Source organism: Pseudomonas sp. SMN5 (assembly GCF_052041925.1).
Lineage (GTDB): Bacteria > Pseudomonadota > Gammaproteobacteria > Pseudomonadales > Pseudomonadaceae > Aquipseudomonas.
In genome coordinates this window covers 41,759-65,740 of record NZ_JBKGGX010000016.1, presented here as the reverse complement: position 1 = coordinate 65,740, position 23,982 = coordinate 41,759, and the positions used below count along the sequence as shown (strand labels likewise).

Annotated in this window: 29 protein-coding genes; 21 read left to right on the top strand and 8 right to left on the bottom strand. The window is 60.6% G+C overall.

The window, feature by feature from the left end; all coding sequences use genetic code 11:
* Positions 1 to 5 precede the first annotated feature (5 nt).
* The 15 genes from ACLEJR_RS17470 (at position 6) to recX (ending at position 10,939) form a co-directional block, all read left to right on the top strand.
* Positions 6 to 626, top strand: coding sequence for a hypothetical protein (locus tag ACLEJR_RS17470; protein ID WP_440791129.1), 621 nt, complete (start codon positions 6 to 8; stop codon positions 624 to 626).
* A 9-nt stretch (positions 627 to 635) separates the two neighbouring features.
* Positions 636 to 893 (top strand): tail fiber assembly protein, encoded by a 258-nt coding sequence (locus ACLEJR_RS17465; protein ID WP_440815363.1) that lies wholly within the window; start codon positions 636 to 638, stop codon positions 891 to 893.
* 88 nt (positions 894 to 981) lie between these two features.
* Positions 982 to 1,209 carry a hypothetical protein gene (locus tag ACLEJR_RS17460; protein ID WP_440815362.1) on the top strand — a complete coding sequence of 76 codons (228 nt, stop codon included), beginning with the start codon at positions 982 to 984 and terminating at the stop codon, positions 1,207 to 1,209.
* 2 nt (positions 1,210 to 1,211) lie between these two features.
* Positions 1,212 to 2,378: a phage tail protein gene (locus tag ACLEJR_RS17455; protein ID WP_440791123.1), complete on the top strand. Its 1,167-nt coding sequence runs from the start codon at positions 1,212 to 1,214 to the stop codon at positions 2,376 to 2,378.
* A complete protein-coding gene (locus tag ACLEJR_RS17450; protein WP_440815359.1) occupies positions 2,378 to 2,884 on the top strand; it encodes a phage major tail tube protein in 507 nt (168 codons plus the stop codon). Before ACLEJR_RS17455 ends, ACLEJR_RS17450 begins: the two co-directional genes overlap by 1 nt.
* Positions 2,885 to 3,067: 183 nt before the next feature.
* Positions 3,068 to 3,634: a phage tail assembly protein gene (locus tag ACLEJR_RS17445; protein WP_440815357.1), complete on the top strand. Its 567-nt coding sequence runs from the start codon at positions 3,068 to 3,070 to the stop codon at positions 3,632 to 3,634.
* A 128-nt stretch (positions 3,635 to 3,762) separates the two neighbouring features.
* Positions 3,763 to 5,961, top strand: coding sequence for a phage tail tape measure protein (locus ACLEJR_RS17440; protein ID WP_440815354.1), 2,199 nt, complete (start codon positions 3,763 to 3,765; stop codon positions 5,959 to 5,961).
* Positions 5,961 to 6,344 carry a phage tail protein gene (locus ACLEJR_RS17435; protein ID WP_245138891.1) on the top strand — a complete coding sequence of 128 codons (384 nt, stop codon included), beginning with the start codon at positions 5,961 to 5,963 and terminating at the stop codon, positions 6,342 to 6,344. The genes ACLEJR_RS17440 and ACLEJR_RS17435 overlap by 1 nt, the downstream gene beginning before the upstream one ends.
* A complete protein-coding gene (locus tag ACLEJR_RS17430; RefSeq protein WP_440791115.1) occupies positions 6,337 to 6,549 on the top strand; it encodes a tail protein X in 213 nt (70 codons plus the stop codon). Before ACLEJR_RS17435 ends, ACLEJR_RS17430 begins: the two co-directional genes overlap by 8 nt.
* Before the next feature lie 9 nt (positions 6,550 to 6,558).
* On the top strand, positions 6,559 to 7,575 hold the full coding sequence (locus tag ACLEJR_RS17425) for a phage late control D family protein (RefSeq protein ID WP_440815352.1): 1,017 nt from the start codon (positions 6,559 to 6,561) through the stop codon (positions 7,573 to 7,575).
* Between the two features lie 101 nt (positions 7,576 to 7,676).
* The gene (locus tag ACLEJR_RS17420; protein ID WP_440815436.1) at positions 7,677 to 8,240 is read left to right on the top strand and encodes a glycoside hydrolase family 19 protein; all 564 of its coding nucleotides are present in this window, start codon (positions 7,677 to 7,679) and stop codon (positions 8,238 to 8,240) included.
* Positions 8,222 to 8,755, top strand: coding sequence for a lysis system i-spanin subunit Rz (locus ACLEJR_RS17415; RefSeq protein WP_440791111.1), 534 nt, complete (start codon positions 8,222 to 8,224; stop codon positions 8,753 to 8,755). The genes ACLEJR_RS17420 and ACLEJR_RS17415 overlap by 19 nt, the downstream gene beginning before the upstream one ends.
* Positions 8,756 to 8,826: 71 nt before the next feature.
* Positions 8,827 to 9,327 (top strand): CinA family protein, encoded by a 501-nt coding sequence (locus ACLEJR_RS17410; RefSeq protein WP_440815350.1) that lies wholly within the window; start codon positions 8,827 to 8,829, stop codon positions 9,325 to 9,327.
* Between the two features lie 83 nt (positions 9,328 to 9,410).
* On the top strand, positions 9,411 to 10,463 hold the full coding sequence (recA, locus tag ACLEJR_RS17405) for a recombinase RecA (protein WP_440791108.1): 1,053 nt from the start codon (positions 9,411 to 9,413) through the stop codon (positions 10,461 to 10,463).
* Between the two features lie 8 nt (positions 10,464 to 10,471).
* Complete coding sequence (recX, locus tag ACLEJR_RS17400) at positions 10,472 to 10,939, top strand: recombination regulator RecX (RefSeq protein ID WP_440791106.1); 468 nt, start codon at positions 10,472 to 10,474, stop codon at positions 10,937 to 10,939.
* A 46-nt stretch (positions 10,940 to 10,985) separates the two neighbouring features.
* Here the strand turns inward: recX and ACLEJR_RS17395 are convergent, their stop codons facing one another.
* On the bottom strand, positions 10,986 to 12,104 hold the full coding sequence (locus tag ACLEJR_RS17395; protein WP_440791104.1) for a TIGR00730 family Rossman fold protein: 1,119 nt from the start codon (positions 12,102 to 12,104) through the stop codon (positions 10,986 to 10,988).
* A gap of 464 nt (positions 12,105 to 12,568) precedes the next feature.
* Between ACLEJR_RS17395 and ACLEJR_RS17390 the strand changes: the two genes are divergently transcribed.
* Positions 12,569 to 12,760 carry a hypothetical protein gene (locus ACLEJR_RS17390; protein WP_440815348.1) on the top strand — a complete coding sequence of 64 codons (192 nt, stop codon included), beginning with the start codon at positions 12,569 to 12,571 and terminating at the stop codon, positions 12,758 to 12,760.
* Here the strand turns inward: ACLEJR_RS17390 and ACLEJR_RS17385 are convergent, their stop codons facing one another.
* Complete coding sequence (locus ACLEJR_RS17385; RefSeq protein ID WP_245138880.1) at positions 12,761 to 13,183, bottom strand: quorum-sensing-regulated virulence factor family protein; 423 nt, start codon at positions 13,181 to 13,183, stop codon at positions 12,761 to 12,763.
* Between the two features lie 181 nt (positions 13,184 to 13,364).
* Between ACLEJR_RS17385 and ACLEJR_RS17380 the strand changes: the two genes are divergently transcribed.
* From ACLEJR_RS17380 to ACLEJR_RS17370, 3 genes are all read left to right on the top strand, one after another.
* Positions 13,365 to 14,114, top strand: a complete 750-nt coding sequence (locus ACLEJR_RS17380) for a tRNA-uridine aminocarboxypropyltransferase (protein ID WP_440791100.1) — start codon at positions 13,365 to 13,367, stop codon at positions 14,112 to 14,114.
* A gap of 211 nt (positions 14,115 to 14,325) precedes the next feature.
* Positions 14,326 to 14,979: a response regulator transcription factor ErdR gene (gene erdR, locus ACLEJR_RS17375; RefSeq protein WP_440815346.1), complete on the top strand. Its 654-nt coding sequence runs from the start codon at positions 14,326 to 14,328 to the stop codon at positions 14,977 to 14,979.
* A 71-nt stretch (positions 14,980 to 15,050) separates the two neighbouring features.
* The gene (locus tag ACLEJR_RS17370) at positions 15,051 to 15,413 is read left to right on the top strand and encodes a diacylglycerol kinase (RefSeq protein WP_063322710.1); all 363 of its coding nucleotides are present in this window, start codon (positions 15,051 to 15,053) and stop codon (positions 15,411 to 15,413) included.
* A 4-nt stretch (positions 15,414 to 15,417) separates the two neighbouring features.
* Here the strand turns inward: ACLEJR_RS17370 and ACLEJR_RS17365 are convergent, their stop codons facing one another.
* Positions 15,418 to 16,344 carry a LysR family transcriptional regulator gene (locus tag ACLEJR_RS17365; RefSeq protein ID WP_440815344.1) on the bottom strand — a complete coding sequence of 309 codons (927 nt, stop codon included), beginning with the start codon at positions 16,342 to 16,344 and terminating at the stop codon, positions 15,418 to 15,420.
* 121 nt (positions 16,345 to 16,465) lie between these two features.
* Here ACLEJR_RS17365 and fpr point away from each other — a divergent pair, with 121 nt between their 5' ends.
* On the top strand, positions 16,466 to 17,245 hold the full coding sequence (gene fpr, locus ACLEJR_RS17360; protein ID WP_003198368.1) for a ferredoxin-NADP reductase: 780 nt from the start codon (positions 16,466 to 16,468) through the stop codon (positions 17,243 to 17,245).
* A 202-nt stretch (positions 17,246 to 17,447) separates the two neighbouring features.
* On the opposite strand, the gene tsaA is transcribed toward fpr, so the two are convergent.
* The 5 genes from tsaA to rimO all read right to left on the bottom strand — a co-directional run bounded on the left by tsaA (position 17,448) and on the right by rimO (position 21,713).
* On the bottom strand, positions 17,448 to 18,146 hold the full coding sequence (gene tsaA / locus ACLEJR_RS17355; RefSeq protein WP_440815342.1) for a tRNA (N6-threonylcarbamoyladenosine(37)-N6)-methyltransferase TrmO: 699 nt from the start codon (positions 18,144 to 18,146) through the stop codon (positions 17,448 to 17,450).
* Between the two features lie 194 nt (positions 18,147 to 18,340).
* Complete coding sequence (locus tag ACLEJR_RS17350) at positions 18,341 to 18,802, bottom strand: DUF1456 family protein (protein WP_440815340.1); 462 nt, start codon at positions 18,800 to 18,802, stop codon at positions 18,341 to 18,343.
* A 56-nt stretch (positions 18,803 to 18,858) separates the two neighbouring features.
* Positions 18,859 to 19,569: an rRNA pseudouridine synthase gene (locus tag ACLEJR_RS17345; protein ID WP_440815338.1), complete on the bottom strand. Its 711-nt coding sequence runs from the start codon at positions 19,567 to 19,569 to the stop codon at positions 18,859 to 18,861.
* A gap of 82 nt (positions 19,570 to 19,651) precedes the next feature.
* Positions 19,652 to 20,125, bottom strand: a complete 474-nt coding sequence (locus ACLEJR_RS17340; protein ID WP_440815335.1) for a GNAT family N-acetyltransferase — start codon at positions 20,123 to 20,125, stop codon at positions 19,652 to 19,654.
* A 247-nt stretch (positions 20,126 to 20,372) separates the two neighbouring features.
* On the bottom strand, positions 20,373 to 21,713 hold the full coding sequence (rimO, locus tag ACLEJR_RS17335) for a 30S ribosomal protein S12 methylthiotransferase RimO (RefSeq protein WP_440791088.1): 1,341 nt from the start codon (positions 21,711 to 21,713) through the stop codon (positions 20,373 to 20,375).
* 335 nt (positions 21,714 to 22,048) lie between these two features.
* Here rimO and ACLEJR_RS17330 point away from each other — a divergent pair, with 335 nt between their 5' ends.
* Complete coding sequence (locus ACLEJR_RS17330) at positions 22,049 to 23,890, top strand: potassium transporter Kup (protein WP_440791628.1); 1,842 nt, start codon at positions 22,049 to 22,051, stop codon at positions 23,888 to 23,890.
* The last annotated feature ends 92 nt before the right edge of the window (positions 23,891 to 23,982 follow it).

Genomic DNA, 23,982 nt, shown 5'->3' with positions numbered 1-23,982 from the left:
GAAACGTGAGTCTGGAAACTACTATCGCGTCACTGGTCACAGCGGCCAATAACTTGACCACGGTGGTCAATGGAAAGATTGGCAGTATCAATACAACCATGGCGACCGCATTGGCACAGTTCAATGAATGGCGAAGCCTGAAGGATGTGGAAGGAGATCCGACTGCGCTCGGTACCATTCGGCGCAATGTCTTGCAAGGACATGTCAACGGGACCGGAGGAACCTATGGTTCTAGCGCGCAAGGCGATTTTACATCCACCGAGCTCGGTTCCAGCACAAATGTATACATGCATTTCAAGGTGCCATTGAACGTCAATGCCAACTCGGAAATGTTTTGGTTCAACATCAAAGGGTATAGCTACGGCACGGCAAAAATTATCGAAGAGACCCTGGTCGGATATTGCTATCAGCCGTCTCGGGTTCTACAGAGTGTCTCCACTTTTGGGAACATGACGCCGGCGGTCTACGTTGATACGAGCGGTAACATTGTCATGCGCATCCTGATTCCCAACATTTATTACACCACCATCCGAATTGACACCATGCGTGTCGGCAACGGTCGGTTGTTCAACCTGGGCGATTTGAAGACCAAGTTGTCGCTGTCCGATACCGTCGTTTTCAATTAAGGAGCGAACATGTCTGATACCCCTTTTGTAGATACCTTCGAATTTCCACTCGCCATACCGTCACGCGAAATTGAATGGGCCACCATTCGTACCCGCCGCAACCAGTTTTTGCGAGATACGGATTTCACCCAACTGCTGGACTATCCTGCGACAGACGCCCAGCGAGCCGAGGTGAAAGCATACCGTCAGGCGTTGCGTGACATTCCCGAGCAGGCCGAGGATCCGTCCAAGCTCGTCTGGCCTGTGCTGCCGACCTTCATTAAGTAACCCCCGACCGCGAGAGCGGTTTTTTTTCGCCCGCAATAAGCCCCAATGATCGGGGCTTTTGCGTTTTTGCGTCTGAAGGAACCCAAAGATGCCCATTCGAAAGCAATACACCGTGCTGCTGCCTTTCCCCATTGGCGGTGGCCACTGGTCGAGTGTCGACCAGAAGCTGGAGTTGCTGGATGTTGAGGCCAGCGCCTTGCGCAGTGCCGGTCGCCTTGAATTGACCAGCGTTCTGCAAACCAACACGCAGGCCGCCGACACGCAAGCTATCCCCACCACCCCGGCCAAGAAGGCCGCCACCAAGAAGGCTGAATAACCATGGCTGAGGTTTTGAACTTCGAGCACAACGGCATTACCGTCAATGCCACTGAATCTCCCGAGGCCATGGGTGGCCTGGGGGACAACGTCATCGGGCTGGTCGGCACCGCGCCGAATGCCAATCCGCTGATTCCGAAAAACACCCCGTTCCGCATCAACAGCTTCACCACCCAGGCCCAGTTGGACCCGACGGGTGCCGAGGCGGGGACGCTGTTCCAGGCGGTCTACCAGATCCTCAAAGTGGTCAAGGTGCCGGTCTACGTGGTCATCGTCGAAGAAGGCGCGACCCTGGCCGACACGCAGAACAACGTCATCGGCGGCATCGAAGCACAGACTGGTCGCAAGCTGGGCCTGGCCGCACTGAGTGGCGTCGCCGAAGACCTGACGATCATCGGTGCGCCGGGCTTCACCGGGAGCAAGGCGGTGGCCGGTGAGTTTGCCTCGTTCGGCAAGCGCATCAAGGCGCGGGTGGTACTCGACGGCAAGGACGCCTCGGTCGCCGACCAGGTGACCTACAGCCAGGAACTGGGCGGTGCGGACCTGGGTTTCGATCGTTGCCTGGTGGTGCACAACATGCCGGCGGTGTACTCCAAGGCCGCCAAGAAAAACGTTTTCCTGGCGCCGTCGAGCCTGGCGATTGCCGCACTCGCGAAGGTCAAGCAATGGGAAAGCCCGGGCAACCAGGTGACCTTTGCCGAAGACGTTTCCCGCACCGTGGAATACAACATCCTCGACACCTCCACCGAAGGCGATCTGCTCAACCGCTACGGCGTCAGCTACTACGCCCGCACCGTCCTGGGCGGCTTTTCGTTGCTGGGCAACCGCTCAGTCACGGGCAAGTTCATCAGCTACGTGGGCCTGGAGGATGCGATCAGCCGTAAGCTGGTGAAAGCCGGGCAGAAAGCCATGGCCAAGAATCTGACCAAGTCGTTCATGGACCAGGAGGTCAAGCGCATCAACGACTGGCTGCAAACCCTGGTCGCCGACGAAACCATCCCTGGCGGCAGCGTCTACCTGCACCCGGAACTCAACAGCGTCGAGAAGTACAAGAACGGCACCTGGTACGTGGTGATTGACTACGGCCGCTACGCGCCAAACGAACACATGATTTATCAACTCAACGCCCGCGATGAAATCATCGAGCAGTTCCTGGAGGACGTTCTCTAATGTTTACCAACCGCGTAAGACAGGCCATCGCGGCCACCCTGCAAGGCTTGCCGTTGTCGGCGACCGTGGAAACCTTCACCCCACCAAAGATCGAGTTCGCCATGGAGTCGATGACAGGCGGGCGCTTCATCGCCGAGGAAATGGCCAAGAGCGGCACCGTGCTCGGCGCTTCGTTGACGCTGCAAGGCATGGGGCCGGAAGTCATGCTGGCCCTGGGTGTGAACCTGGGCGACGACATCCTGCTGAATGTGCGCGAGGCCGGCCAGGATCAGGATGGCAACACCTGGTTCACCTACCACACCGTGGGTGGCAAGCTGAAATCCCTGACCGAAACGGCGCTGAAAATGGGTGAAAAACCGACCACCGCCCTGGAGCTCTCCTGCCGCACCTACAGCCGCCTGGAAAACGGTGTCCCGGTGATTGACATCGACGTGCGCACTCAGAAGTTCGTGCTCAACGGCGTCGACATCCTTGGCGATGCCCGCCGTGCGGTGTTGTTGCCTTAATCACCGCAACACTTCCAATGCCCGTCAATTAAACGCAGTCCCTGTGGGAGCGAGCCTGCTCGCGATAGCGGTGTATCAGACCACTTGATATTGAATCTACCGCTGCCATCGCGAGCAGGCTCGCTCCCACAGGTTGTACACCGGGCTTTGTGTTTCCCTCTGCTCTCCAAGGAACCCCGATCCATGTCCTGGACCCCTCCCATCCATGTCCTGTTGTCGCCGATCACTGCCGACGATGGAACGCAGATCGACCAGCTACAACTCAAACCGCTGTTCTACGCCGCGCAGAAAGAAGCGCTGGCGCGTGCCGGTGACGACGAAGACGATCAGTTCTTCGAACTGGCCAGGCTGGCCACCGGCCTGTCGGTCAAGGAGCTGGAGCAGCTCAAGCGTCCCGACTACGTGAGCATCGCCCTGTACGTCCAAGAAATGTCGACCCGCCCGACGTCGCACTTCCTGGAGATCTCACAGGCTGACCCCGATCAGGTGCAGTTGCTGCAACCGATCAGCGTGGCAGGCCGCAGCGTGACGTCGCTGACCCTGGAAATGCCGGTGCTGCGCGCTACCAAGGCGATGAAAAAGCTGAAGACGGCCAAGGAACGCGCCGAGTTCATCACCGCCCATTGCACGGGCCTGATGATCCCCGATCTCGACTTGTTGAGCGTGCCTGACTGGACCCAGCTGCAGGTGCGCATCGACGATTTTTTAAACAAACCGGCGGCCTTCTTTCGGAGCGCGACATCGAAGTGATCCTCGATGTAGTGCCGCTCATTTACCCGGTAAGTGAGGCGGAAATTCTGGAGTGGGACGCCGGCAAGGCACTGCGCCGTTACGACATCGCGATCACTCGCCTCGGCGTGAAACAGGAGTAAAGCGCAATGGCGGACGATAGATATTCGCTCAAGTACGCAGCCTTCGATCAGAGTGGCCTGGCGTTCGGTAACATCGGCCTCAGTCCGGCCGCAATGAGCGGCGCAACCGCCCAAAAGGCGGGCCTATTCGCCGCGGATCCGCTGTCTGGCCTGGGGCTGGCGCTGAATAACGTCGGGCTCAAGCTCGGCCTGCTGACGACCGCGATCGAGGCGTTGACGTTGAAGCTCTCGACCCAACGATTGTTGTCCCAGACGACGTCCGCCGGGTCCAAAAGTGAAGCTGGCGCTCAGCAAAAAGACGCGGCTAAGACTTCTGGCTTTTTTGACCCGCCGGATCTACTTAAACCTGCGATAGAAATGGATTCGGCCGTCGCCGATTTGAAACTGGCTACCCGATTCACCGCTCGCCAGAGCCAGGAAATGGCTCGGGACACGCAGCACATCGCCAGTGCTGCCCTAGTGTCGGCCGGTGGGACCAAAGCGGTGGACTTGGTGCGGATTGAAAGCCTGGCAGCCAGGGCCGGAATCGCCAGTAATCTGCCCGATGCCTCGGACCGCAAGTTCGAATTACTGCGTTTTGCCAGCGATGTGGGAGTGGTCGCCTCGGCGTTCAAGATACCGGCTATGGAGGTCGCCGAGATGCTGGCCTCCTGGCGCACCTCGATGAAGCTCAGCGGCGCCGAGGCGTTCGACCTGGCAGATGCCACCAACCAATTGGGCAAAATCCAGGGTGGCGCAAAAGCGAGTGACATCGGCACGGTCCTGCAGCGTGACGGTGCCGCTGCGACGCAAGCGGGCCTGGCCCCGGCGCAAGCCGCTGCATTGACGGCGGCTTTGCTCAATACCGGTACGCAACAGGCTGAAGCCGGCGTAGCCCTCGATAAATTCACCACGGCGTTGGGCAAGGGAGAGCACGCCTCCGCCACCGAACAAGCGGCCTGGAAGCAATTGGGCCTGGCGCCCGATGCGGTAGCCAATGGCTTGCGCGACAAGGACACCGCGCCTGGCACTTCGATGACGGTGCTGGCGGCACTGAGCGCGCAACCGACCGAAAAACGCTCGACGCTTGCCGCCACGCTGTTCAGCAATGGCGATGAAGCCGTGCTGCGCATGGCGCGCAAAATCAGCGATGTGAACGAAGCCTTCGGGCAAGTAAAAGACCCCGCGCAGTATGCCACTTCGCAATTAGGTAACCAGGGCTCGGTCAGGCAGGACGCATTGGCGCTGTCGCAAACCCGGCAGGGTCAGTTGAACGCCATGAGTGCGCGCAGCGAGCGACTGTCGGTGGCTACGGGTGATGCCCTGGCGCCATTGATGGACAGCTCGCTCAAGATGTCGGGTTCGCTGGTGGACGGCATGAGCGAGCTGGCTGAAACCTCACCGAAGGCCGCCGCTGCACTTGTGCTGGTAGCAGCCGCGATCAAGCCTCTGGCGAGCGCGTTGCTCAAGGCCATCACGGACGAATTAGGCAGTCAAGTGGCCAAGCGTGTCCTGGGCGGTGTGGCGACGCGGCTGCCGGGGCGTTTGGGTGAGGTGATTTCCGAGGACGTCAGCAAGGGCAGGCCTACGGGCCGGCTGGATTTCAGGGAGACAAGCCGACTCGAGCCAACCAGCGTGGCGAAAGCCGAGGCGGGCATGAGTGCCAGTGGTTCCCTGCGCGGTGCCAGTGCTGCATTGCGACCATTGACTCGAATGGTTCCTGCGGCGGTTGTGTTAACTGCCGCCCCGCAGGTGGTCGAAGGCGCGCTGAGCGGCGATGCCCGGATGGTCGGCGCGGGCCTCGGAGCGGCGGGCGGCGGCTGGGCAGGGGCATCGGCCGGAGCGAGTGTGGGGGCCACCTTGGGCACCTTTATCTCACCGGTGATTGGCACGGCCATCGGTGGAGCGCTCGGCGCGATCATCGGTGGGCTGGGGGGAAGCTGGCTGGGCGGTGAGTCCGGTTCCTGGCTGGGCGAAAAGCTTGCCGCGCCCGTCGACAAACTCGCCACCCCGGAACAGGTCAGCAAGGACCTGACCAGCACCCAGACCAGCACCCAACAAAATACCATGACGGCCAACATCTACATCAACGGCCAGGACCAGGCCAGTGCCAGTCAGCTGGCCAACCTGGTCGTGCAGCAGATCACGGGCCAGTTCGGCCTGACCACCACGCCCGATTCACTCGCCATGCGCAGTGACGCGGCCCTGACCGACGGAGCCACCTGATGCGCCAACAAATGGCCCTTGGCAGTTTCATCTTCGGACTGTCCAGGGATTTCGCTTACCACAGCCTGTCACGTACGTCAGACGGCGGTTGGAAGAGCATCGATATTCTCACCAGCAAACCCAAGTCCAGCCAAGTCGGCCAAGGCCTGCAAGGGCTGACCATCACCGGCAAGTCGATGTACGCGACGGCCATGGATCGCCTCGATGAGCTGCGTGCATTGCAGGCGTTGCGTGCTCCGGTGCCGTTGATCGACGGCATCGGCCGCAACTGGGGCCTGTGGCAGATCAACAAGGTCTCGGAAACCCAGAGCGAGATCATCGATGACGGCACCGCGATGGTGGTCGGCTGGACGATTGAATTGACGGAGTTTGCCAATGCGTAGGGTTCGAAGCATCGCCGGTGATTCGGTGAACCTGTTGCTGTACCGCGAGCTTGAGCGCGGTGACGATGCGGCCGAGGAGGCGCTTTGGCGCCTCAATCCGCAACTGGCCGAGTGGGGGCCGGTGCTGCCGGCGGGCGTATGGGTGGTGCTGCCGGAATTGGAGCTCAAACCCGCCGCATCCACCCCCGTTTCAGCCTGGGATTAAGGAGGCGACATGGCTTTGGGTTTCACGCCAGCGGTGGAAATCTACGGCGCCAATGCGGCGCTGATCAATCAACGCCTGCTCAAATGGACGCATATCGACGCGGCGGGCATCGAGTCCGACCAACTGACCCTACTCATCAATCTGGAAGGGCTGGAAGGCTTGCCCAGCCTGGAAGGCAGAATCGGCCTGCGGGTCGGCTACCTGGAATCGGGGCTGGTGGATAAAGGCCAGTTTGTCATTACTCGGCGCACGCCTTCGTTGTTTCCCCTGACACTCACCCTGGTCGCCACGGCGGCGCCATTCAGTGCAGCGGATCAGACCGGATTCAAACAGCGCCGCTCCGTCAGCCACGGTCCGACGACGCTGGGGGCGCTGTTTCGCGAATTGACTTCCAGGCACGGGTTTTCCCCTCGTGTTGCGCCAGAGTTGTCGCTGATCAAAATCGAACACATCGATCAGTCCAACGAAACCGACATGGGGTTCCTGACGCGGCTCGCTCACCGTTACGACGCGGTCGCCAAGCCGATCAACGAGCTTTACGTGCTGGCCCGGCGCGGCCAGGCGAAATCGTTGTCGGGCAAGGTACTGCCAGAGATCAAACTCTCGGTGACCACCAATAACCGTCCGGGCGACGCTGCTTTTATCTCGGCCAAGTTCGATGAGACCGCCCGGGCCAAATACCAGGGCTGCAAGACCGCCTGGTGGGAGGCGGCGAGCGGCACGTTGCGCATCGAAGAGAGCGGCATCGCGCCGTTCAAGACCCTGCGCCAGCGCTTTCAGAGTGCCGACGATGCTCGCGCCGCTGGGGAAGGCGAAGTGCGCCGGATGCTGCGCGAATCCCTCAAGGTGACCATCGACTGTCCTGGCAACCCGAGCCTGTGCGCCGAAGGCATCGTACTGCTGGACCCCAGCTGGCCGGACTTCATGCGCGGCCGCTGGTCCATCGACAAAGTCACCGCCAGCGGCGACCGGGCCAGCAGCTATCGCTGCTCGATCCACGCCACATGCCTGGATGCCAAGGCATAACCCCCAGACGCCTGCGCCCTTGTGGAAGCGAGCCTGCTCGCGATAGCGGTGTGTCAGTCCGCATCACTCTCTTCAATAATCTGTCTTTCAACGGTCTGAACATGGACGTCACCCAACAGCAACTCATCAAGATCATGCCCAACGCCCGCTCCCAAGCGGGCGTTTTTGTTTCTGCGCTGAACACTGCAATGTCCCGTCACCATATCGTCACGCCCAAACGCATCGCTGCGTTCCTGGCGCAGGTCGGTCATGAGTCGGGGCAACTGCGTTACGTGCGGGAACTGGGCAATGAGCAGTATCTGAGCAAGTACGACACCGGCATGTTGGCCGTTCGCTTGGGTAACAGTCCCCAGGCCGACGGTGACGGTCAGAAATACTGCGGTCGAGGGCTGATACAGATTACCGGGCATGACAATTATCGACGTTGCAGCCTGGGCCTGTTTGGCGACGAGCGTTTGCTGGCGCTGCCCGAGTTGCTTGAGAAACCGCAGTGGGCAGCCGAATCCGCGGCATGGTTCTGGGAGCAGAACGGCTTGAACGAACTGGCTGACCGCGACCAGTTCAACCTCATCACCCGGCGCATCAACGGCGGATTGAACGGTCTGAAGGATCGTCTGGAATTGTGGGCACGGGCGAGGGCGGTGCTATGCCAGTCTTCGGCCTGATGCCGTTTTCTTCGCGCACGCTCGGCATCGTTGCGTTGCTGGCGCTGTTGATCGGTGGTCCGGCGACGCTGGCGTGGCGGCTTCAGGACTGGCGCTATGGTCGACAATTGGCGCAAATGGCCCGCTCCCAGGCCGAAACCATGAATCAAATCACCCTGGCGGCAGCGCAGCAACAAACAGCCGAACAGGATAAACGCCTCGCCCTGGAGCAGAAACTCTCTGCCAGCGAACAAAAACACTACCGAGCCTTGAGCGATGCCCAACGAGACCAGGATCGCTTGCGCGATCGCCTTGCTACTGCCGATGTCCGGCTGTCAGTCCTCCTCGACGCCGACGATGTTGCCGGTTGTGCGGTGCCTGCCACCGCCGGCCCCGGCGGCCTGGATCATGGCGCCTCACGCGCCCGACTTGACCCGGCGCATGCTCAACGAATTATCGCCATCACCGACGAAGGGGACCGTGGATTGATCGCCTTGCAGGCTTGCCAGGCCTATATCAGAGCGTTGGGTCAGTAGTCCGACGCCCCTTGCAAGCTTCGAGTGCTCGTGTACGGTAGGCCTCATTGCGTCGACATCAGGAGAAGGTCATGGGGGAGATTACCGAACTGGCGGCTGAACTGGGCAGGCGCCTGCAACTGCTCAACGCCCATGTCACCACGGCCGAATCCTGCACCGGCGGCGGGATTGCCGAGGCCATCACCCGTATTCCCGGCAGCTCAGCCTGGTTCGAGGCCGGTTATGTCACCTATTCCAATCGCCAGAAGACCCAGCAGTTGAACGTGCCGCAAGAATTGTTCGCGACGGTGGGAGCGGTCAGTCGCGAAGTGGTCGAGGCCATGGTACGGGGCGCCCAGCAGCAAAGCCTGGCGCGTTATGCCGTGGCGGTCAGCGGCGTGGCCGGGCCGGACGGGGGCACGCCGAATAAACCGGTGGGCACCGTGTGGCTGGCCTGGGGCGTTGGCGAGACGGTCATCAGCGAGCAGCGATTCTTTCCAGGCAACCGCGACGAGATCCGCCGACAAACGGTGAAGGCCGCGCTAGAGGGGCTGTTACAACATGCCAGCGGAGAAATCTCAAATCAGGGGTAGGCGATCCTCAATCGCTGTGGAATAATACTGGCTACTTATACAGGTGTTGGCCGTCAGGCCTTATTGATTACGTGAGGACTTTAATGGACGACAACAAGAAGAAAGCCTTGGCTGCGGCCTTGGGTCAGATCGAACGTCAATTCGGCAAGGGTGCCGTAATGCGTATGGGCGATCAGGACCGTCAGGCTATTCCTTCCATCTCCACCGGTTCCCTGGGCCTGGACATCGCGCTTGGCATCGGCGGCCTGCCAAAAGGCCGTATTGTTGAAATCTACGGTCCTGAATCTTCCGGTAAAACCACACTGACCTTGTCCGTGATCGCCCAGGCTCAAAAAGCTGGCGCGACCTGCGCTTTCGTCGACGCCGAACACGCCCTGGACCCGGAATACGCCGGCAAGCTGGGCGTCAACGTCGACGACCTGCTGGTTTCCCAGCCGGACACCGGTGAACAGGCCCTGGAAATCACCGACATGCTGGTGCGTTCCAACGCGGTGGACGTGATCATCGTCGACTCCGTGGCAGCGCTGGTACCAAAAGCTGAAATCGAAGGTGAAATGGGCGACATGCACGTCGGCCTCCAGGCTCGTCTGATGTCCCAGGCCCTGCGCAAGATCACCGGTAACATCAAGAACGCCAATTGCCTGGTGATCTTCATCAACCAGATCCGCATGAAGATCGGCGTGATGTTCGGCAGCCCCGAGACCACCACCGGTGGTAACGCGTTGAAGTTCTACGCCTCGGTTCGCCTGGACATTCGTCGTACCGGCGCGGTGAAGGAAGGTGACGAAGTGGTCGGCAGCGAAACCCGCGTCAAGGTCGTGAAGAACAAAGTGGCTTCGCCGTTCCGTCAGGCAGAGTTCCAGATTCTCTACGGCAAGGGCATCTACCTCAATGGCGAGATGATCGACCTGGGTGTGCTGCACGGCTTTGTCGAGAAGTCCGGCGCCTGGTATGCCTACAACGGTACCAAGATCGGTCAGGGCAAGGCCAACTCGGCCAAGTTCCTGGCGGACAACCCGGAAGTTGCAGCGGCGCTCGAAAAGCAACTGCGCGACAAGCTGCTGAGCCCGGTTGCAGACGTCAAGGCACTGGCAAGCCGTGAAACGGCTGATGATCTGGCTGACGCTGATATCTGATCGATTCAATGACCGCCGTACTCGATTCCCTCGTCGCGGTGCGACGAACCGCAATGGACCTGCTCGCCAGGCGCGAGCACGGTCGAGTCGAGCTGACGCGTAAACTGCGTCAGCGCGGTGCGCCGGATGAGTTGATCGACCCGGCCCTCGACCGTTTGACTGAAGAGGGTCTGCTGTCGGAATCCCGCTACCTGGAAAGCTTTGTCTCTTATCGCGCCCGATCAGGTTACGGACCATTGCGTATTCGTGAAGAACTGGGCCAGCGCGGGTTGCAACGTTCGGATATTGAGATTGCCTTGCGCGAAAGTGGGATCGATTGGCAGGAGCAGCTTACTGATACCTGGCACCGCAAGTTCTCGGGGCATTTGCCTATCGATGCACGGGAACGAGCCAAGCAGGGGCGCTTCCTGGCGTACCGAGGGTACTCCATGGAGATGATCAACCGCTTATTCAGCGGTCGCGGCATGGACGATTGAATGAAACGGCCCGCTATTTTTATAGCGGGCCGTTTTTTTTTGCGTCTCAAGTCACCTTGATCGGCTCCCAAGTGAGGGGTTGGACTTCCTGGGTGGGTTCGGCCCAGTTTTCCGGCAGATTTATGTAGTCCACCAGTTCCCTCAAGCGCCCGTGATCCCGGGCGTTGAAGGTAAAGGCCAGTCGGGTCAGATGACTGAACCGGGCTTCGTCGTGGTCATCGTCGCTGGAGTCGTGCTGACGGAAACAATCATTCAGGCACAGGTCGGCAAAGTTCGCCTGCATCAGTTGCATGGCCTGCTCGCTGAGCTTGTGATTCATGCGGATCACGAATTGATGCTTGAGCCAACGACTGGAGTGAAAGTTAAGGTAGAACCGGTTGATCTCCTCGACGGCATCTTCGGCATTGTGCACCAGGCGCATCAGCTTCAGGTCGGTGGGCAGGATGTAGCGGTTTTCCTCCAGTTGGTCACGGATGAAGTCCAGGGCGCCTTGCCAGAATCTGCCGCCCGGTACATCGAGCAGGACCACCGGCACCAGGGGGCTTTTGCCGGTTTGCACCAGCGTCAGGACTTCCAGTGCCTCGTCAAGGGTGCCGAAGCCTCCCGGGCAAAGGACCAGGGCGTCGGCCTCCTTGACGAAAAACAGTTTGCGGGTGAAGAAAAAGTGGAACGGCAACAGGTTCGGCGTGCCCTCGACGGTCGGGTTGGCATGTTGTTCGAAGGGCAGGGTGATATTGAAGCCCAGGCTGTGGTCCCGGCCGGCGCCTTCATGGGCAGCGGCCATGATACCGCCGCCGGCGCCGGTGATGACCATCATGTCCGAGCGGGCCAACGCTGCCCCGAGTTCACGGGCCATGCCATACAACGGATGCTCGATGGGGGTCCGGGCCGAGCCGAAGACGGTCACCTTGCGTCGTCCCTTGAACTGTTCGAGTGTGCGAAATGCATGCTCCAACTCCCGCAGGGCCTGGAGGGTGATCTTGGCATTCCAGCGGTTGTGATCCTCCTGGGCCATGCGCAACACGGTCAGGATCATGTCGCGGTAGATGGGCAGGTTCGGACTGTTGGGTGACACCAGGTTGAGTTGCTCTTCGACCTTGTGGATCAGGTCGTGGCCATGGCTCTCAAAATGACGGTTGAGCAGGTCATTCGGTTTGTAAGGCATTCAGCTTCTCCTTCTTGGCAGGACTCCCGCCCCGAACGAGACATTCGTCAGGGCCACGACAATCCATGTGTCGTTGTCCGCCCAGGCTCGGTGCCTGGACATTGACCTGGCTCGACGCGGTCTGCGCGGGGCAACCCGGTCATCCAGCAGGTCCTGCTTTTCCTTGGATTCAAAACAATTGCACGGCATGACGCGGCTGGGCAGCCTCGTTCTGCCCGACACCACAAGAGATACCTCTGAATCTAGACCGTCGCACCGATCTTCGCAGACCTGATCATGGCGCCCGGGAGCGACCGTTGGCAACCGAAGTTCCAAGACTGTGGAGCACCGTGCCGCTCGTCAGATTGCCGACCGGCTGGGTACCGTTCTGATTTACTGATCAGCAAGCGTGTCAATGTCCTCGGCGCCTTGGGCCAGGCGGCACGCGATGGATTGAAGCGGATCGGGCATGGAGGCGGGAGAAAATGAGGGTGACTCTGGAACTCGACAGGCAGCTGTACCTGACACTGCTGGAAGCGGCCCAGGCCAATCGGATGAGTCTTGAAGAAGAATGCTGCCGCCGACTGGAAGGGAGGACATGGCGCTCGCGCTATCTACAGGCACTGGTAGCAGAACTGCGCGCCGACGATGAGCAGCGGCGCGCACGCTCGGGTTGATTACTTCTTCGTCTTGGCCGGTTTCGGGCAATCCGATTCCTGGAAGCGTTCGGTCGCGACCGGACGGTTGGTCTTAACTTCAGTGAATTCGTAGCGCATCGTTGCGCCCTTGGCCATCAGCTTGCGGAAGCCCGGGTTGGTGCAGACCGTGGAGCCCAACTGGAAATACACGGCCTTTGGGTCGGCACGCATTTTCTGGGCATGGCTGCTTTGCACGCTGAGGTGGTTGATCAGCTCGGTGCCTTCAACGGTATAACCCTGGTCGAGGATATCTTCGTTGATCGCCCGTGGCGTACCGACGCTGCTTTCCCTGGCGACGTTCTGCAGCATCTTGTTCAGTTCGAGTTCTTTCAGCGAGGCAGCCTGAGCGCTGATGGACGTCGCCAGCAACACGGCAACGGTGGGGACGATAAGGCGCAGCATGAAACTCTCCTGGTTCAGTGACGGGTTGTTCGACCGATCACATGACTGTGCGTTCAGTGGCCGGGAATTATAGGGGAGGCGGGTTGGACGGTACAGGCTTGCGCGCTCTGGTAGACTGCCGGGCTTTGTTGTCCTGCCGAGTGTCGTTCGTGTCGAGTTTTTCTTTCTGGCGGCGTCGCCCATGAGCCTGCAAGCCCCGAATGCTGTTGCCCGTCTGCGTGACCAACGCATCGATGAAGGTATCAAGCCACTCCAGGCCCGTGGCTGGCGTGCGCCCCGTTGCAGCGCTTGCCGGGTGATCGAGAGCCATTGCCTGTGCGCTTGGCGCCCGAGTGTCGAGACCCGTTCCGGGGTCTGTCTGATCATGACCAACAAGGAGGTGTTCAAGCCAAGCAACACCGGTTGGCTGATTGCCGATGTGGTCCGTGATAATCATGCATTCATCTGGTCGCGTACCGATGTCGACCCGCAACTATTGACGCTGCTGAACGACCCGCAATGGCAGCCGTACCTGGTGTTTCCTGGCGAATACGTCGAGCCGTCGCGGGTGACGCACACGGTCGACCTCGATCAGTCCAAGCGCCCGCTGTTCATCCTGCTGGACGCAACCTGGACCGAGGCCCGGAAGATATTCCGTAAAAGCCCATACTTCGATCGGCTGCCGATCCTGAGCCTGCTTCCCGACAGACTGTCGCGTTATCGCTTGCGCCGGTCGACCCGTAGCGATCACCTGTGCACCGCCGAAGTGGCGGCGCTGTGCCTGGAGCTGGCGGGCGATAGCGACGCCGCGTCGGCCCTGGATGCCTATTTCGACGTGTTCAGCCAGCATTACCTGGGCGCCAAGCGTCAACAAGAGGTGAATCTGGCGACCCCGGCCCATGCCGAGTTGCAGCCCTTTATCCGCCCGCCGCAAAACATGTTGGCCCAATAGTGGCCCATACTGGAGGCAAGAGCGGCCGTGCTGCTTGACCACCCTGGCTTCGCTGGGCATGCTGGGCGCCGACTTGGGGCAGCCCACGTTTCAGACGCCGTTTCTGGCGTTGGACGCGCCCCTGTGGAGGCTGCGGCGAGCAGTGTCTTGAGTTGTCTTGGCGAGGCGCGAATGCATCGGGCCTGCCATTAAAAACAGGATCATTTGAACAATGGCCACATACGAAATCCTGATTGCCGATGACCACCCGCTCTTTCGCAGCGCGTTGCGTCAGGCAGTGACCCTGGGCCTTGGCCCGGATGTCCGGTTGACGGAGGTGGCCAGTATCGCGGAACTGGAGGGTCGGCTCACCGAGAAGGCCGACTGGGACCTGGTGCTGCTGGACCTGAACATGCCCGGCGCCTATGGTTTCTCAGGCTTGGTGCTGTTACGCGGGCAGTACCCGCAGATCCCGGTGGTCATGGTCTCGGCCCAGGAAGAGGCCTCGGTGATGGTCAAGGCCCGTGAATTCGGCGCCAGTGGCTTCATCCCCAAATCCAGCTCCCTGGAGATGATCCAGCAGGCCGTCAGGGCCGTTCTGGATGGCGATGCAAGCTGGCCGCCCCAGGCGTTCGAAGCCGTGAGCGTCTCCGAAGAAGCCAAGGCTGCCAGCGAGGGCCTGGCCAGTCTCACGCCGCAGCAGTTCCGCGTGTTGACCATGGTCTGCGAGGGCCTGCTGAACAAGCAGATCGCCTATGAATTGAACGTGTCGGAAGCCACCATCAAGGCTCACGTCACGGCAATCTTTCGCAAATTGAATGTGCGTACGCGGACTCAGGCTGCCTTGCTGCTGCAACAACTTGAGTCAATTTCATCGCAGACTTAATGTGCGTGTTCACGCTTTTTTGACCGGGTTTGCATTAGCTTCTCCATTCCTTTTCGATCAGTGCCCAACCTATGTCACCTTTCAAAGGCCAAACCGGCCTTAAACGCATCCTCAACGCCTCTGGCTATTCCCTGGACGGCCTGCGCGCGGCCTTCGTCGGCGAGGCGGCTTTCCGTCAGTTGGTGCTGCTCAACGTCGTGTTGATCCCCTTGTCGTTCTTCCTCAACGTTAGCCGTGTCGAGCAGGCGCTGTTGATTGCAGTCTGCCTGTTGGCATTGATCGTGGAGTTGCTCAACTCGGCGGTGGAAGCGGCCATCGACCGTATCTCCCTGGAACTGCACCCGCTGTCGAAGAACGCCAAGGACATGGGCAGTGCGGCCCAACTCGTTGCTCTGACGATGATTGCCCTGGTCTGGGGCGTGGTCCTGCTCTGACCGCTCAGGCGATGGCCGGCAGGACGATTTCATCGCTGCGCTGGGCCCCGGCCGTGAAGGCCCGGCACAATTCGAGGAACTCGCGCATGGCCGAGGTCTGGTATTTCTGTTTGTGCCAGATGAAATAGAACTGCCGCGCCAGGTCCATGTCCGGGGTTTCCACCGGCACCAGGCTGCCACGGCGGAAGGCATCGCGCAGGGCCAGGCGTGAAATGCAGCCAATCCCGAGGCCCGACTCGACGGCCCGCTTGATGGCTTCGGTGTGCTCCAGTTCCAGGCGAATATTCAACGCGCTGCGATGATGACGCATCGCCTGGTCGAAGGTCAGTCGCGTGCCTGAACCCTGCTCCCGCAGAATCCACGCCTCATGGGTCAACTCCGCCATCGTCGCCTGGCCGCGCTTGGCCAGTGGATGCTGGGGCGCGCAGAATACCACCAGTTCGTCCTCTACCCAGCTTTGCACCTCGATGTCCGGATGGCTGCAATCGCCTTCGATTAGACCCAGGTCAATTTCATAATGAGCGACCTGGTGCACGATATTGGCAGTGTTCTGTACGTGCAGCTTCACCTGGCTTTCCGGATGACGCTGCATGAAGCCGCCGATCAACAGGGTTGCCAGGTAGTTGCCAATGGTCAGGGTGGCGCCGACCGCCAGTGAACCGAAACCGGACTTGCCGTTGAGCAGGTCTTCGATTTCTTTGGCCTGGTCCAGCAGCGCCACCGCCTGGGGTAACAGCTGTTTGCCCAGGGCATTTAGACTCAGGCGCTTGCCGGCGCGGTCGAACAGCTGGCAGCTCGATTGGCGCTCCAGTTCGGTAATGGAGGTGCTGGCCGCCGATTGCGATAGGTTGAGCAGACCCGCAGCACGGGAAACGCTCTCCTGCTGGGCGACGGCGACGAAGACTTGCAGTTGACGGAGAGTAAATCGCATATCGATATAACCGATAACCCTTATCTTAATAATTCAGTTAACAGATATTGTCGTCGCCATTAGAATGCGATGCAATTGCGCAGATCAACGGCGCAGGCATCATTCCCAGGAGTCCCCGTACATGAGCAACATGAACCACGAGCGTGTCCTCAGTGTTCATCACTGGAACGACACTCTGTTCAGCTTCAAGTGCACCCGCGATCCGGGCCTGCGCTTCGAGAACGGTCAGTTCGTGATGATCGGCCTGCAACAACCCAATGGCCGCCCGCTTATGCGCGCTTACTCGATTGCCAGTCCGAACTGGGAAGAACACCTCGAATTCTTCAGCATCAAGGTGCCTGATGGTCCGTTGACTTCCCAGTTGCAGCATCTGAAGGAAGGCGACGAGATCATCATCAGCAAGAAACCCACCGGCACCCTGGTGCTGGACGATCTCAAGCCCGGCAAACATTTGTACCTGCTCAGCACCGGCACCGGCCTGGCGCCTTTCATGAGCGTCATCCAGGACCCGGAAACCTACGAGCGTTTCGAGAAGGTGATCCTGTGCCACGGCGTGCGTTACGTCAATGAAGTCGCCTACCGCGAGTTCATCACCGAGCACCTGCCGCAGAACGAGTTCTTTGGCGAAGCCCTGCGGGAAAAACTGATCTACTACCCGACCGTGACCCGCGAGCCGTTCGAGAACGAAGGCCGCCTGACCGACCTGATGCGCAGCGGCAAGCTGTTCCGCGACATCGGCCTGCCGCCGATCAACCCGCAGGACGACCGCGCCATGTTGTGCGGCAGCCCGAGCATGCTCGACGAGACCAGCGAAGTGCTCAACAGCTTCGGCCTGACCGTTTCGCCGCGTATGCGCGAGCCGGGTGATTACCTGATCGAGCGGGCGTTTGTGGAGAAGTAAGCCGTATTTGTGGAGTCTGATAGATCGCTATCGCGAGCAAGCTCGCTCCCACAGGGTTTGTGTTGAGTCATATTTGGTGAACAACCCAGATCGGGTGTGGGAGCGAGCTTGCTCGCGATGGCAGCGACTCGATCCAACAGTTACCCGCAGAAAAGCCCGCGCTGCCTGATAAAGGCAGCGCGGGCTTTTTCGTTTCCGACACTCAGGATCTGGCCGGTACCACTTCCAACACCCGGATCAACCCCGGCTGCGGGTAATGCCAGCGCACATCCAGATCCCAGAACTGCGCGCCATATTCTCGCTCTGCCGCAGGAAGCTGATACGCCGGGCGTGGATCCTGGGCCAGGCACTGCTCGATCAGCTCCATCAGTGGCTCTTGCAGTCGTATGGCGTGCTCGTGGGCCTGTTGCAGGGCTGTGTCTGCCCACTGCACCGCAATCAACTCAGGCGCGGCGCTGGCGATGGTGTTGGACGCCGAGCCGATGATGTCGGCGTAGGGCACGTAGGGTTTGATGTCCAGCACCGGTGTGCCGTCCAGCAAATCGATGCCTGAGATCCACAGGCGCCCGGCTTCGACCCGGTCCAGCTTCACCACCGACTGACCGATGCCGTTGGGGCGGTGGGTGGCGCGGGTGGCGAACACGCCCATCGATTTGTTGCCACCCAGGCGCGGCGGCCGCACTTTCAAGCGTGGCTTGTCTTCCAGCGCCTGGTGAAACAGGAACAATAGCCAGACATGGCTGACCTGCTCCAGGCCCTGCACCGCCTCACCCTGGTCGAACGGCGCCACCAATTCCAGCACGCCGCGTGCGGCCGGAGCCAGTTGCGGTTGGCGCGGAATGGCGAATTTCTCCTTGAAGCAGGAGCGGACGAAGCCGATGGGGGAGACGTTATAGGTCATGGATTAGGATCGGGGACGAGGAGGAGAGGACATGATAACGCGAGAGCTGAGTTCGACATTGTCCCGTGGCGAGGGAGCTTGCTCCCGCTGGGCTGCGCAGCGGCCCCCTGGTTTTGTCTGACACGCCACGAGGGGACGCTGCGCGTCCAGCGGGAGCAAGCTCCCCCGCCACAGGAATTTTGGAACCAGGAAAATCAGCCGCGAACGCGCAGCGTCAGGCCCTTGAGGAAGTTGCGCAGCAACTGGTCGCCACAGGGGCGGTAGTTGGTGTGGCCGAATTTGCGGAACAGCGCGCTCAGTTCCGGCTTGGACACCGGGAAGTCGGCGGCCTTGAGGATCGCGTGCATGTCGTCCTCCTTCAACTCGAAGGCCACCCGCAGTTTCTTGAGGACGATGTTATTGGTCACCGGCACTTCGATAGGCTGCGGCGGACGGCTTTCGTCCTTGCCACGCTTGAAGATCACCAGGCCATCGAGAAAGTGCGCCATGACTTCGTCCGGGCAGAACACAAAACCTTCTTCCTCGTCTTTCTTCAGGTAGCCCGCCAGGTCGGTCAAGGAGACGTCCAGGCCGCCAAGCTTGATGATCTCGATGACTTTCTTGTCGCTGATGTCGAGCATGTAGCGCACGCTGCGCAGTACGTCGTTGTGAATCATGTGTGCAATCCCGATCAAGCTGCAATGGGCGTCCCGGCTCGGCGGGACGCCGGAAATTAGAATTTCTCTTTAGGGGACAGGTAGCGCCACTGCCCCAGAGGCACCTTGCCGATGGACACCCCGCCAATGCGGATACGGCGGATGGAAACCACCCTGAGGCCGACCGCCTGGCAGAGCAGCGCGAGGATGCCCGGCTGCGGGTTCTTCATGGCGAAGCGCAAGCGGTTCTCATTCTGCCAACTGGCCTTGACTGCCGGCAGTTCCTTGCCTTTGTAGGTCAGGCCATGGTTAAGGCGATTGAGGCCATGGGCGACCATCTCACCCTCGACTTCCACCACGTATTCCTGCTCGATTTTGGCCGCGTCGGCGGTGAGCTTGCGCAGGATCTTCCAATCCTGGGTGAACACCAGCAGGCCGCTGGCGTTGGCCTGCAAGTCGGCGCTGGCGGTCAGGCGCAGGAAGTGGCCCTTGAGTGGCCGTTTGCCAAAGCGGTGTTCTTCGCTCAGGGTCTGCGGGCCGAGGGAGGCCATGGCAGTGTCCACATTCATGCCCGCCGGGACGTTCAACAGGAGCGTCACTGGCTCCGGCGCGGTGGCCTTGGCGTCGGGGTCGAGCTGGACCTTCTGGGTGGTGACCTTGAATTGTGGCTCATCGATCACTTCGCCATCGACCGTGACCCAGCCGCCCTCAATGAACAGCTCAGCCTCCCGGCGGGAGCAGCCGACCAGTTCGATGAGGCGTTTGGAGAGGCGAATCGGGTCAGTCATGACAGGGCCGTAACAAAAAGGGGGTGGGCATTGTACCTGCCTGGCGCCGGTTAATCGCGGGTCCATTTGCGTCGTGTGGCTTTTAGCCGCGCCGGGCCTTCAGGTCAGGTTGTTTATAACGCATGTGCAGCAGTGGGTAGGGCTGGTCCATGCCGTCCCGCGCCGAACGGCCGACCACCTCGAAGCCTTGCTTGAGGTAAAAGCCCAGCGCCTGCGGGTTCTGTTCGTTGACGTCCAGTTCATCGGCGTTCAGGTGTTCGATGGCATAGTTCAGCAACAGTTTGCCCAGGCCCTGGCCCCGATGTTGCGGGTCGATGAAGAGCATCTCGATCTTGCCGGCGGCCACCCCGGCGAAACCGGTGATGCGCTGGCGAGCGTCCCGGGTGCAGATGAGCATCACCGCGTCCAGGTAGCGGGTGAGCACCAGGTTTTTCAGCAGCTCGATGTAGCTGTCCGGCAGGAAATCGTGGGTGGCCCGTACCGAGGCCTCCCAGACCTCGGTCAGTTCCTGGTAATCGCTGGATTTGGGTGTATGAATGACCGAATGCTGGCGCATGCCCGCCTGTTCCTTGTGCTGGAGGTTTCCACACGATAGTCGTAAAAAAGCCCCGCATCTTGTCGCAAGAGCGGGGCTTTATGATTTTTTTTGAGACAGGCGAAACAGTGACGGGGGATGCGGACCTGTGGCGAGGGAGCTTGCTCCCGCTCGATTGCGTAGCCATCGCAAAAAGCCGGGGCCGCTGCGCGACCCAGCGGGAGCAAGCTCCCTCCCCACGGGTGGTCGTTACAACGCTGGAAATTGGTCAGCCGATCTGCTCAGCCCACAAGTCATATTCATCGGCATCCGTCACCTTGCACCAGACCTTGTCCCCCGGCTTGAGGTTACTGCCATTGTCGATGAACACGTTGCCGTCGATTTCCGGGGCGTCGAAGAAGCAGCGGCCCACGGCGCCTTGTTCGTCCACTTCATCCACCAGCACTTCGATTTCACGGCCGATGCGCATTTGCAGGCGGGCCGAGCTGATGGCTTGCTGGTGCGCCATGAAGCGTTCCCAACGGTCCTGCTTGACGTCGTCCGGCACCACGTCCAGGTTCAGGTCGTTGGCCGGTGCGCCTTCGACCGGGGAGTACTGGAAGCAGCCGACGCGGTCGAGCTGGGCTTCGGTCAGCCAGTCCAGCAGGTATTGGAAGTCTTCTTCGGTTTCGCCGGGGAAGCCGACGATGAAAGTCGAGCGGATGATCAAGTCCGGGCAGATTTCACGCCAGTTCTTGATGCGGGCCAGGGTCTTGTCTTCGAAAGCCGGGCGTTTCATGGCCTTGAGGACTTTCGGGCTGGCGTGCTGGAACGGGATATCCAGGTACGGCAGGATCTTGCCGGCGGCCATCAGCGGGATCAGCTCGTCGACATGCGGGTACGGGTAGACGTAATGCAGGCGGACCCAGACGCCGAGGGTGCTGAGGGCTTCGCACAGTTCGGTCATGCGGGTCTTCACCGGCGCGCCGTTCCAGAAGCCGGTGCGGTATTTCACATCGACGCCGTAGGCGCTGGTGTCCTGGGAGATCACCAGCAGTTCCTTGACGCCGGACTTGACCAGGCGCTGGGCCTCGTCGAGTACATCGCCCACCGGACGGCTGACCAGTTTGCCGCGCATCGACGGAATGATGCAGAAGCTGCAGCTGTGGTTGCAGCCTTCGGAAATCTTCAGGTAAGCGTAATGGCGCGGGGTCAGCTTGATACCTTGTGGCGGCACCAGGTCGATCAGCGGGTTGTGGTCCTGTTTCGGCGGAACCACTTCGTGCACCGCGCTGACCACCTGCTCGTACTGCTGCGGACCGGTCACGGCCAGCACGCTGGGGTGCACGTCGCGGATGTTGCCTTCTTCCACGCCCATGCAGCCGGTAACAATGACCTTGCCGTTTTCCTTGATGGCTTCGCCGATGACTTCCAGGGATTCGGCCTTGGCCGAGTCGATGAAGCCGCAGGTATTGACCACCACCACGTCGGCGTCCTGATACGTGGACACGACGTCATAGCCTTCCATGCGCAACTGGGTCAGGATGCGCTCGGAGTCGACCAGAGCCTTCGGGCAACCCAGGGATACGAAGCCGACCTTCGGGTTGGCTGGCGCGGTAGTGGTGGACATGTCTAACCTCGGTGTAGGGGGATCGTCTCTGGCCGAGACAGGACGCCTGACGCGCCTCTGATCAAAAAGTGCGCAATTCTAGCGGTGGCCGAGGCACTTGACCAGCTTTATACAGGGAAAAACGACGAGTGCTGCGCTATGCTTCGCGCCTTTGTGTCCTGACGGTTTACTGAGTCAAGGAAACGTCTGTAACAATGCGTAAAACAGCGCATGCTGCATCTACAAAAGCATAGTGCCTCGTTGAAGAAGACAGGTCTGGGAATCGGGAGTGTTGGATGGCTCATGCAAGTAGTCAGGCGGCAGGTGCCGAGCATTCGGCAGCAAAACCGCTGAGCATGCTGGTCGCGGCGGTCGGGGTGGTTTATGGCGACATCGGCACGAGCCCGTTGTACACCCTTAAAGAAGTGTTTTCCGGCGGCTACGGCGTGCCTGTCAACCACGACGGGGTGCTGGGAATCCTGTCACTGATTTTCTGGTCGCTGATCTGGGTCGTTTCAATCAAGTACATGATGTTCGTCCTGCGGGCTGACAACCAGGGCGAGGGTGGAATCATGGCGCTTACGGCCCTGGCTCGACGGGCGGCCGCGGGCAGGGCGCGCCTGCGTACCTTCCTGGTGGTCTGCGGCCTGATCGGCGCGGCGCTGTTCTACGGCGACAGCATGATCACCCCGGCGATCTCGGTGCTCTCGGCCATCGAGGGCCTGGGTCTGGCCTTTGACGGCATCGATCACTGGGTGGTGCCGCTGTCACTGGTGGTGCTGGTGGCGCTGTTCCTGATCCAGCGCCACGGCACCGCGCGGATCGGCATTCTGTTCGGGCCGATCATGGTCACCTGGTTCCTGGTGCTCGGCGCCCTCGGCGTGTACGGCATCATCCAGCACCCGGAAGTGCTGCAGGCGATGAACCCGGTCTGGGCCGTGCGGTTCTTTGTCGTTCATCCGGGCATGGGCGTGGCAATCCTCGGCGCCGTGGTGCTGGCGCTGACCGGCGCCGAAGCGCTGTACGCCGACATGGGCCACTTCGGCCGCAAGCCCATTGCCCGCGCCTGGTTCATCCTGGTGCTGCCGGCGCTGGTGCTCAATTACTTCGGCCAGGGCGCATTGCTGCTGGGCGATCCGGAGGCGGCGCGCAACCCGTTCTATCTGCTGGCACCGAGCTGGGCGCTGATCCCGCTGGTGGGTCTGTCGACCCTGGCGACCGTGATCGCCTCGCAAGCGGTGATCTCCGGGGCGTTCTCCTTGACGCGCCAGGCGATCCAACTCGGGTACATTCCGCGCATGTACATCCAGCACACGTCCAGCGCCGAACAGGGGCAGATCTACATTGGTGCGGTGAACTGGTCGCTGATGGTTGGCGTGGTGCTGCTGGTACTGGGATTCGAATCCTCCGGCGCGCTGGCTTCGGCCTATGGTGTTGCGGTGACGGGCACCATGCTGATGACCACGATTCTGGTGTCGGCGGTCATGCTGCTGTTGTGGAAATGGCCGCCGCTGCTGGCGGTCCCGGTGCTGATCGGCTTCCTCTTGGTAGACGGCCTGTACTTCGCCGCCAACGTGCCGAAGATCATCCAGGGTGGTGCCTTCCCGGTCGTTGCGGGGATTGCCTTGTTCGTGCTGATGACCACCTGGAAGCGTGGCAAGCAGATCCTGGTCGAGCGCCTGGACGAAGGCGCGTTGCCGCTGCCGATTTTCATCAGCAGTATCCGCGTGCAGCCACCCCATCGCGTGCAAGGCACTGCCGTTTTCCTCACGGCGCGCTCGGACGCTGTGCCCCATGCGTTGTTGCACAACCTGTTGCATAACCAGGTGCTGCACGAACAAGTGGTGTTGCTGACGGTGGTATACGAGGACATCCCCCGCGTCCCGCCGCAGCGCCGCTTCGAGGTCGACGCCTATGGCGAAGGGTTCTTCCGGGTGATCCTGCACTTCGGCTTCACCGACGAACCGGACGTCCCGCAGGCACTCAAGTTGTGTCACCTGGATGAGCTGGACTTCAGCCCGATGCGGACCACCTACTTCCTCAGCCGCGAAACGATCATCGCCTCCAAGCTCGAAGGCATGGCCCGCTGGCGCGAGCTGCTGTTCGCCTTCCTGCTGAAGAATGCCAACGGCAACCTGCGCTTTTTCAATCTGCCGCTGAACCGGGTGATTGAGTTGGGGACGCAGGTGGAGATGTAGCTCCGATCCACAATAAGCCCCCGTTGTCTTGCGGCAGCGGGGGCTTTTTTGTGAGTGGCATGAGGCACCTGTGGCGAGGGAGCTTGCTCCCG

Bases quoted from the DNA above. Each gene is read 5' to 3' on its own strand.
- ACLEJR_RS17350 (WP_440815340.1), bottom strand. From the start codon at position 18,802: ATGATTCACAACGACGTACTGCGCAGCGTGCGCTACATGCTCGACATC.
- tsaA (WP_440815342.1), bottom strand. From the start codon at position 18,146: ATGACCTATAACGTCTCCCCCATCGGCTTCGTCCGCTCCTGCTTCAAG.
- ACLEJR_RS17345 (WP_440815338.1), bottom strand. From the start codon at position 19,569: ATGACTGACCCGATTCGCCTCTCCAAACGCCTCATCGAACTGGTCGGC.
- ACLEJR_RS17435 (WP_245138891.1), top strand. From the start codon at position 5,961: ATGCGCCAACAAATGGCCCTTGGCAGTTTCATCTTCGGACTGTCCAGG.
- ACLEJR_RS17410 (WP_440815350.1), top strand. From the start codon at position 8,827: ATGGGGGAGATTACCGAACTGGCGGCTGAACTGGGCAGGCGCCTGCAA.
- ACLEJR_RS17370 (WP_063322710.1), top strand. From the start codon at position 15,051: ATGTCACCTTTCAAAGGCCAAACCGGCCTTAAACGCATCCTCAACGCC.
- ACLEJR_RS17420 (WP_440815436.1), top strand. From the start codon at position 7,677: ATGGACGTCACCCAACAGCAACTCATCAAGATCATGCCCAACGCCCGC.
- ACLEJR_RS17330 (WP_440791628.1), top strand. From the start codon at position 22,049: ATGCTGGTCGCGGCGGTCGGGGTGGTTTATGGCGACATCGGCACGAGC.
- ACLEJR_RS17340 (WP_440815335.1), bottom strand. From the start codon at position 20,125: ATGCGCCAGCATTCGGTCATTCATACACCCAAATCCAGCGATTACCAG.
- ACLEJR_RS17415 (WP_440791111.1), top strand. From the start codon at position 8,222: ATGCCAGTCTTCGGCCTGATGCCGTTTTCTTCGCGCACGCTCGGCATC.
- fpr (WP_003198368.1), top strand. From the start codon at position 16,466: ATGAGCAACATGAACCACGAGCGTGTCCTCAGTGTTCATCACTGGAAC.
- ACLEJR_RS17385 (WP_245138880.1), bottom strand. From the start codon at position 13,183: ATGCTGCGCCTTATCGTCCCCACCGTTGCCGTGTTGCTGGCGACGTCC.
- rimO (WP_440791088.1), bottom strand. From the start codon at position 21,713: ATGTCCACCACTACCGCGCCAGCCAACCCGAAGGTCGGCTTCGTATCC.
- ACLEJR_RS17465 (WP_440815363.1), top strand. From the start codon at position 636: ATGTCTGATACCCCTTTTGTAGATACCTTCGAATTTCCACTCGCCATA.
- ACLEJR_RS17430 (WP_440791115.1), top strand. From the start codon at position 6,337: ATGCGTAGGGTTCGAAGCATCGCCGGTGATTCGGTGAACCTGTTGCTG.
- ACLEJR_RS17395 (WP_440791104.1), bottom strand. From the start codon at position 12,104: ATGCCTTACAAACCGAATGACCTGCTCAACCGTCATTTTGAGAGCCAT.
- ACLEJR_RS17365 (WP_440815344.1), bottom strand. From the start codon at position 16,344: ATGCGATTTACTCTCCGTCAACTGCAAGTCTTCGTCGCCGTCGCCCAG.
- ACLEJR_RS17445 (WP_440815357.1), top strand. From the start codon at position 3,068: ATGTCCTGGACCCCTCCCATCCATGTCCTGTTGTCGCCGATCACTGCC.
- erdR (WP_440815346.1), top strand. From the start codon at position 14,326: ATGGCCACATACGAAATCCTGATTGCCGATGACCACCCGCTCTTTCGC.
- ACLEJR_RS17380 (WP_440791100.1), top strand. From the start codon at position 13,365: ATGAGCCTGCAAGCCCCGAATGCTGTTGCCCGTCTGCGTGACCAACGC.
- recA (WP_440791108.1), top strand. From the start codon at position 9,411: ATGGACGACAACAAGAAGAAAGCCTTGGCTGCGGCCTTGGGTCAGATC.
- ACLEJR_RS17455 (WP_440791123.1), top strand. From the start codon at position 1,212: ATGGCTGAGGTTTTGAACTTCGAGCACAACGGCATTACCGTCAATGCC.
- recX (WP_440791106.1), top strand. From the start codon at position 10,472: ATGACCGCCGTACTCGATTCCCTCGTCGCGGTGCGACGAACCGCAATG.
- ACLEJR_RS17390 (WP_440815348.1), top strand. From the start codon at position 12,569: ATGAGGGTGACTCTGGAACTCGACAGGCAGCTGTACCTGACACTGCTG.
- ACLEJR_RS17425 (WP_440815352.1), top strand. From the start codon at position 6,559: ATGGCTTTGGGTTTCACGCCAGCGGTGGAAATCTACGGCGCCAATGCG.
- ACLEJR_RS17440 (WP_440815354.1), top strand. From the start codon at position 3,763: ATGGCGGACGATAGATATTCGCTCAAGTACGCAGCCTTCGATCAGAGT.
- ACLEJR_RS17450 (WP_440815359.1), top strand. From the start codon at position 2,378: ATGTTTACCAACCGCGTAAGACAGGCCATCGCGGCCACCCTGCAAGGC.
- ACLEJR_RS17460 (WP_440815362.1), top strand. From the start codon at position 982: ATGCCCATTCGAAAGCAATACACCGTGCTGCTGCCTTTCCCCATTGGC.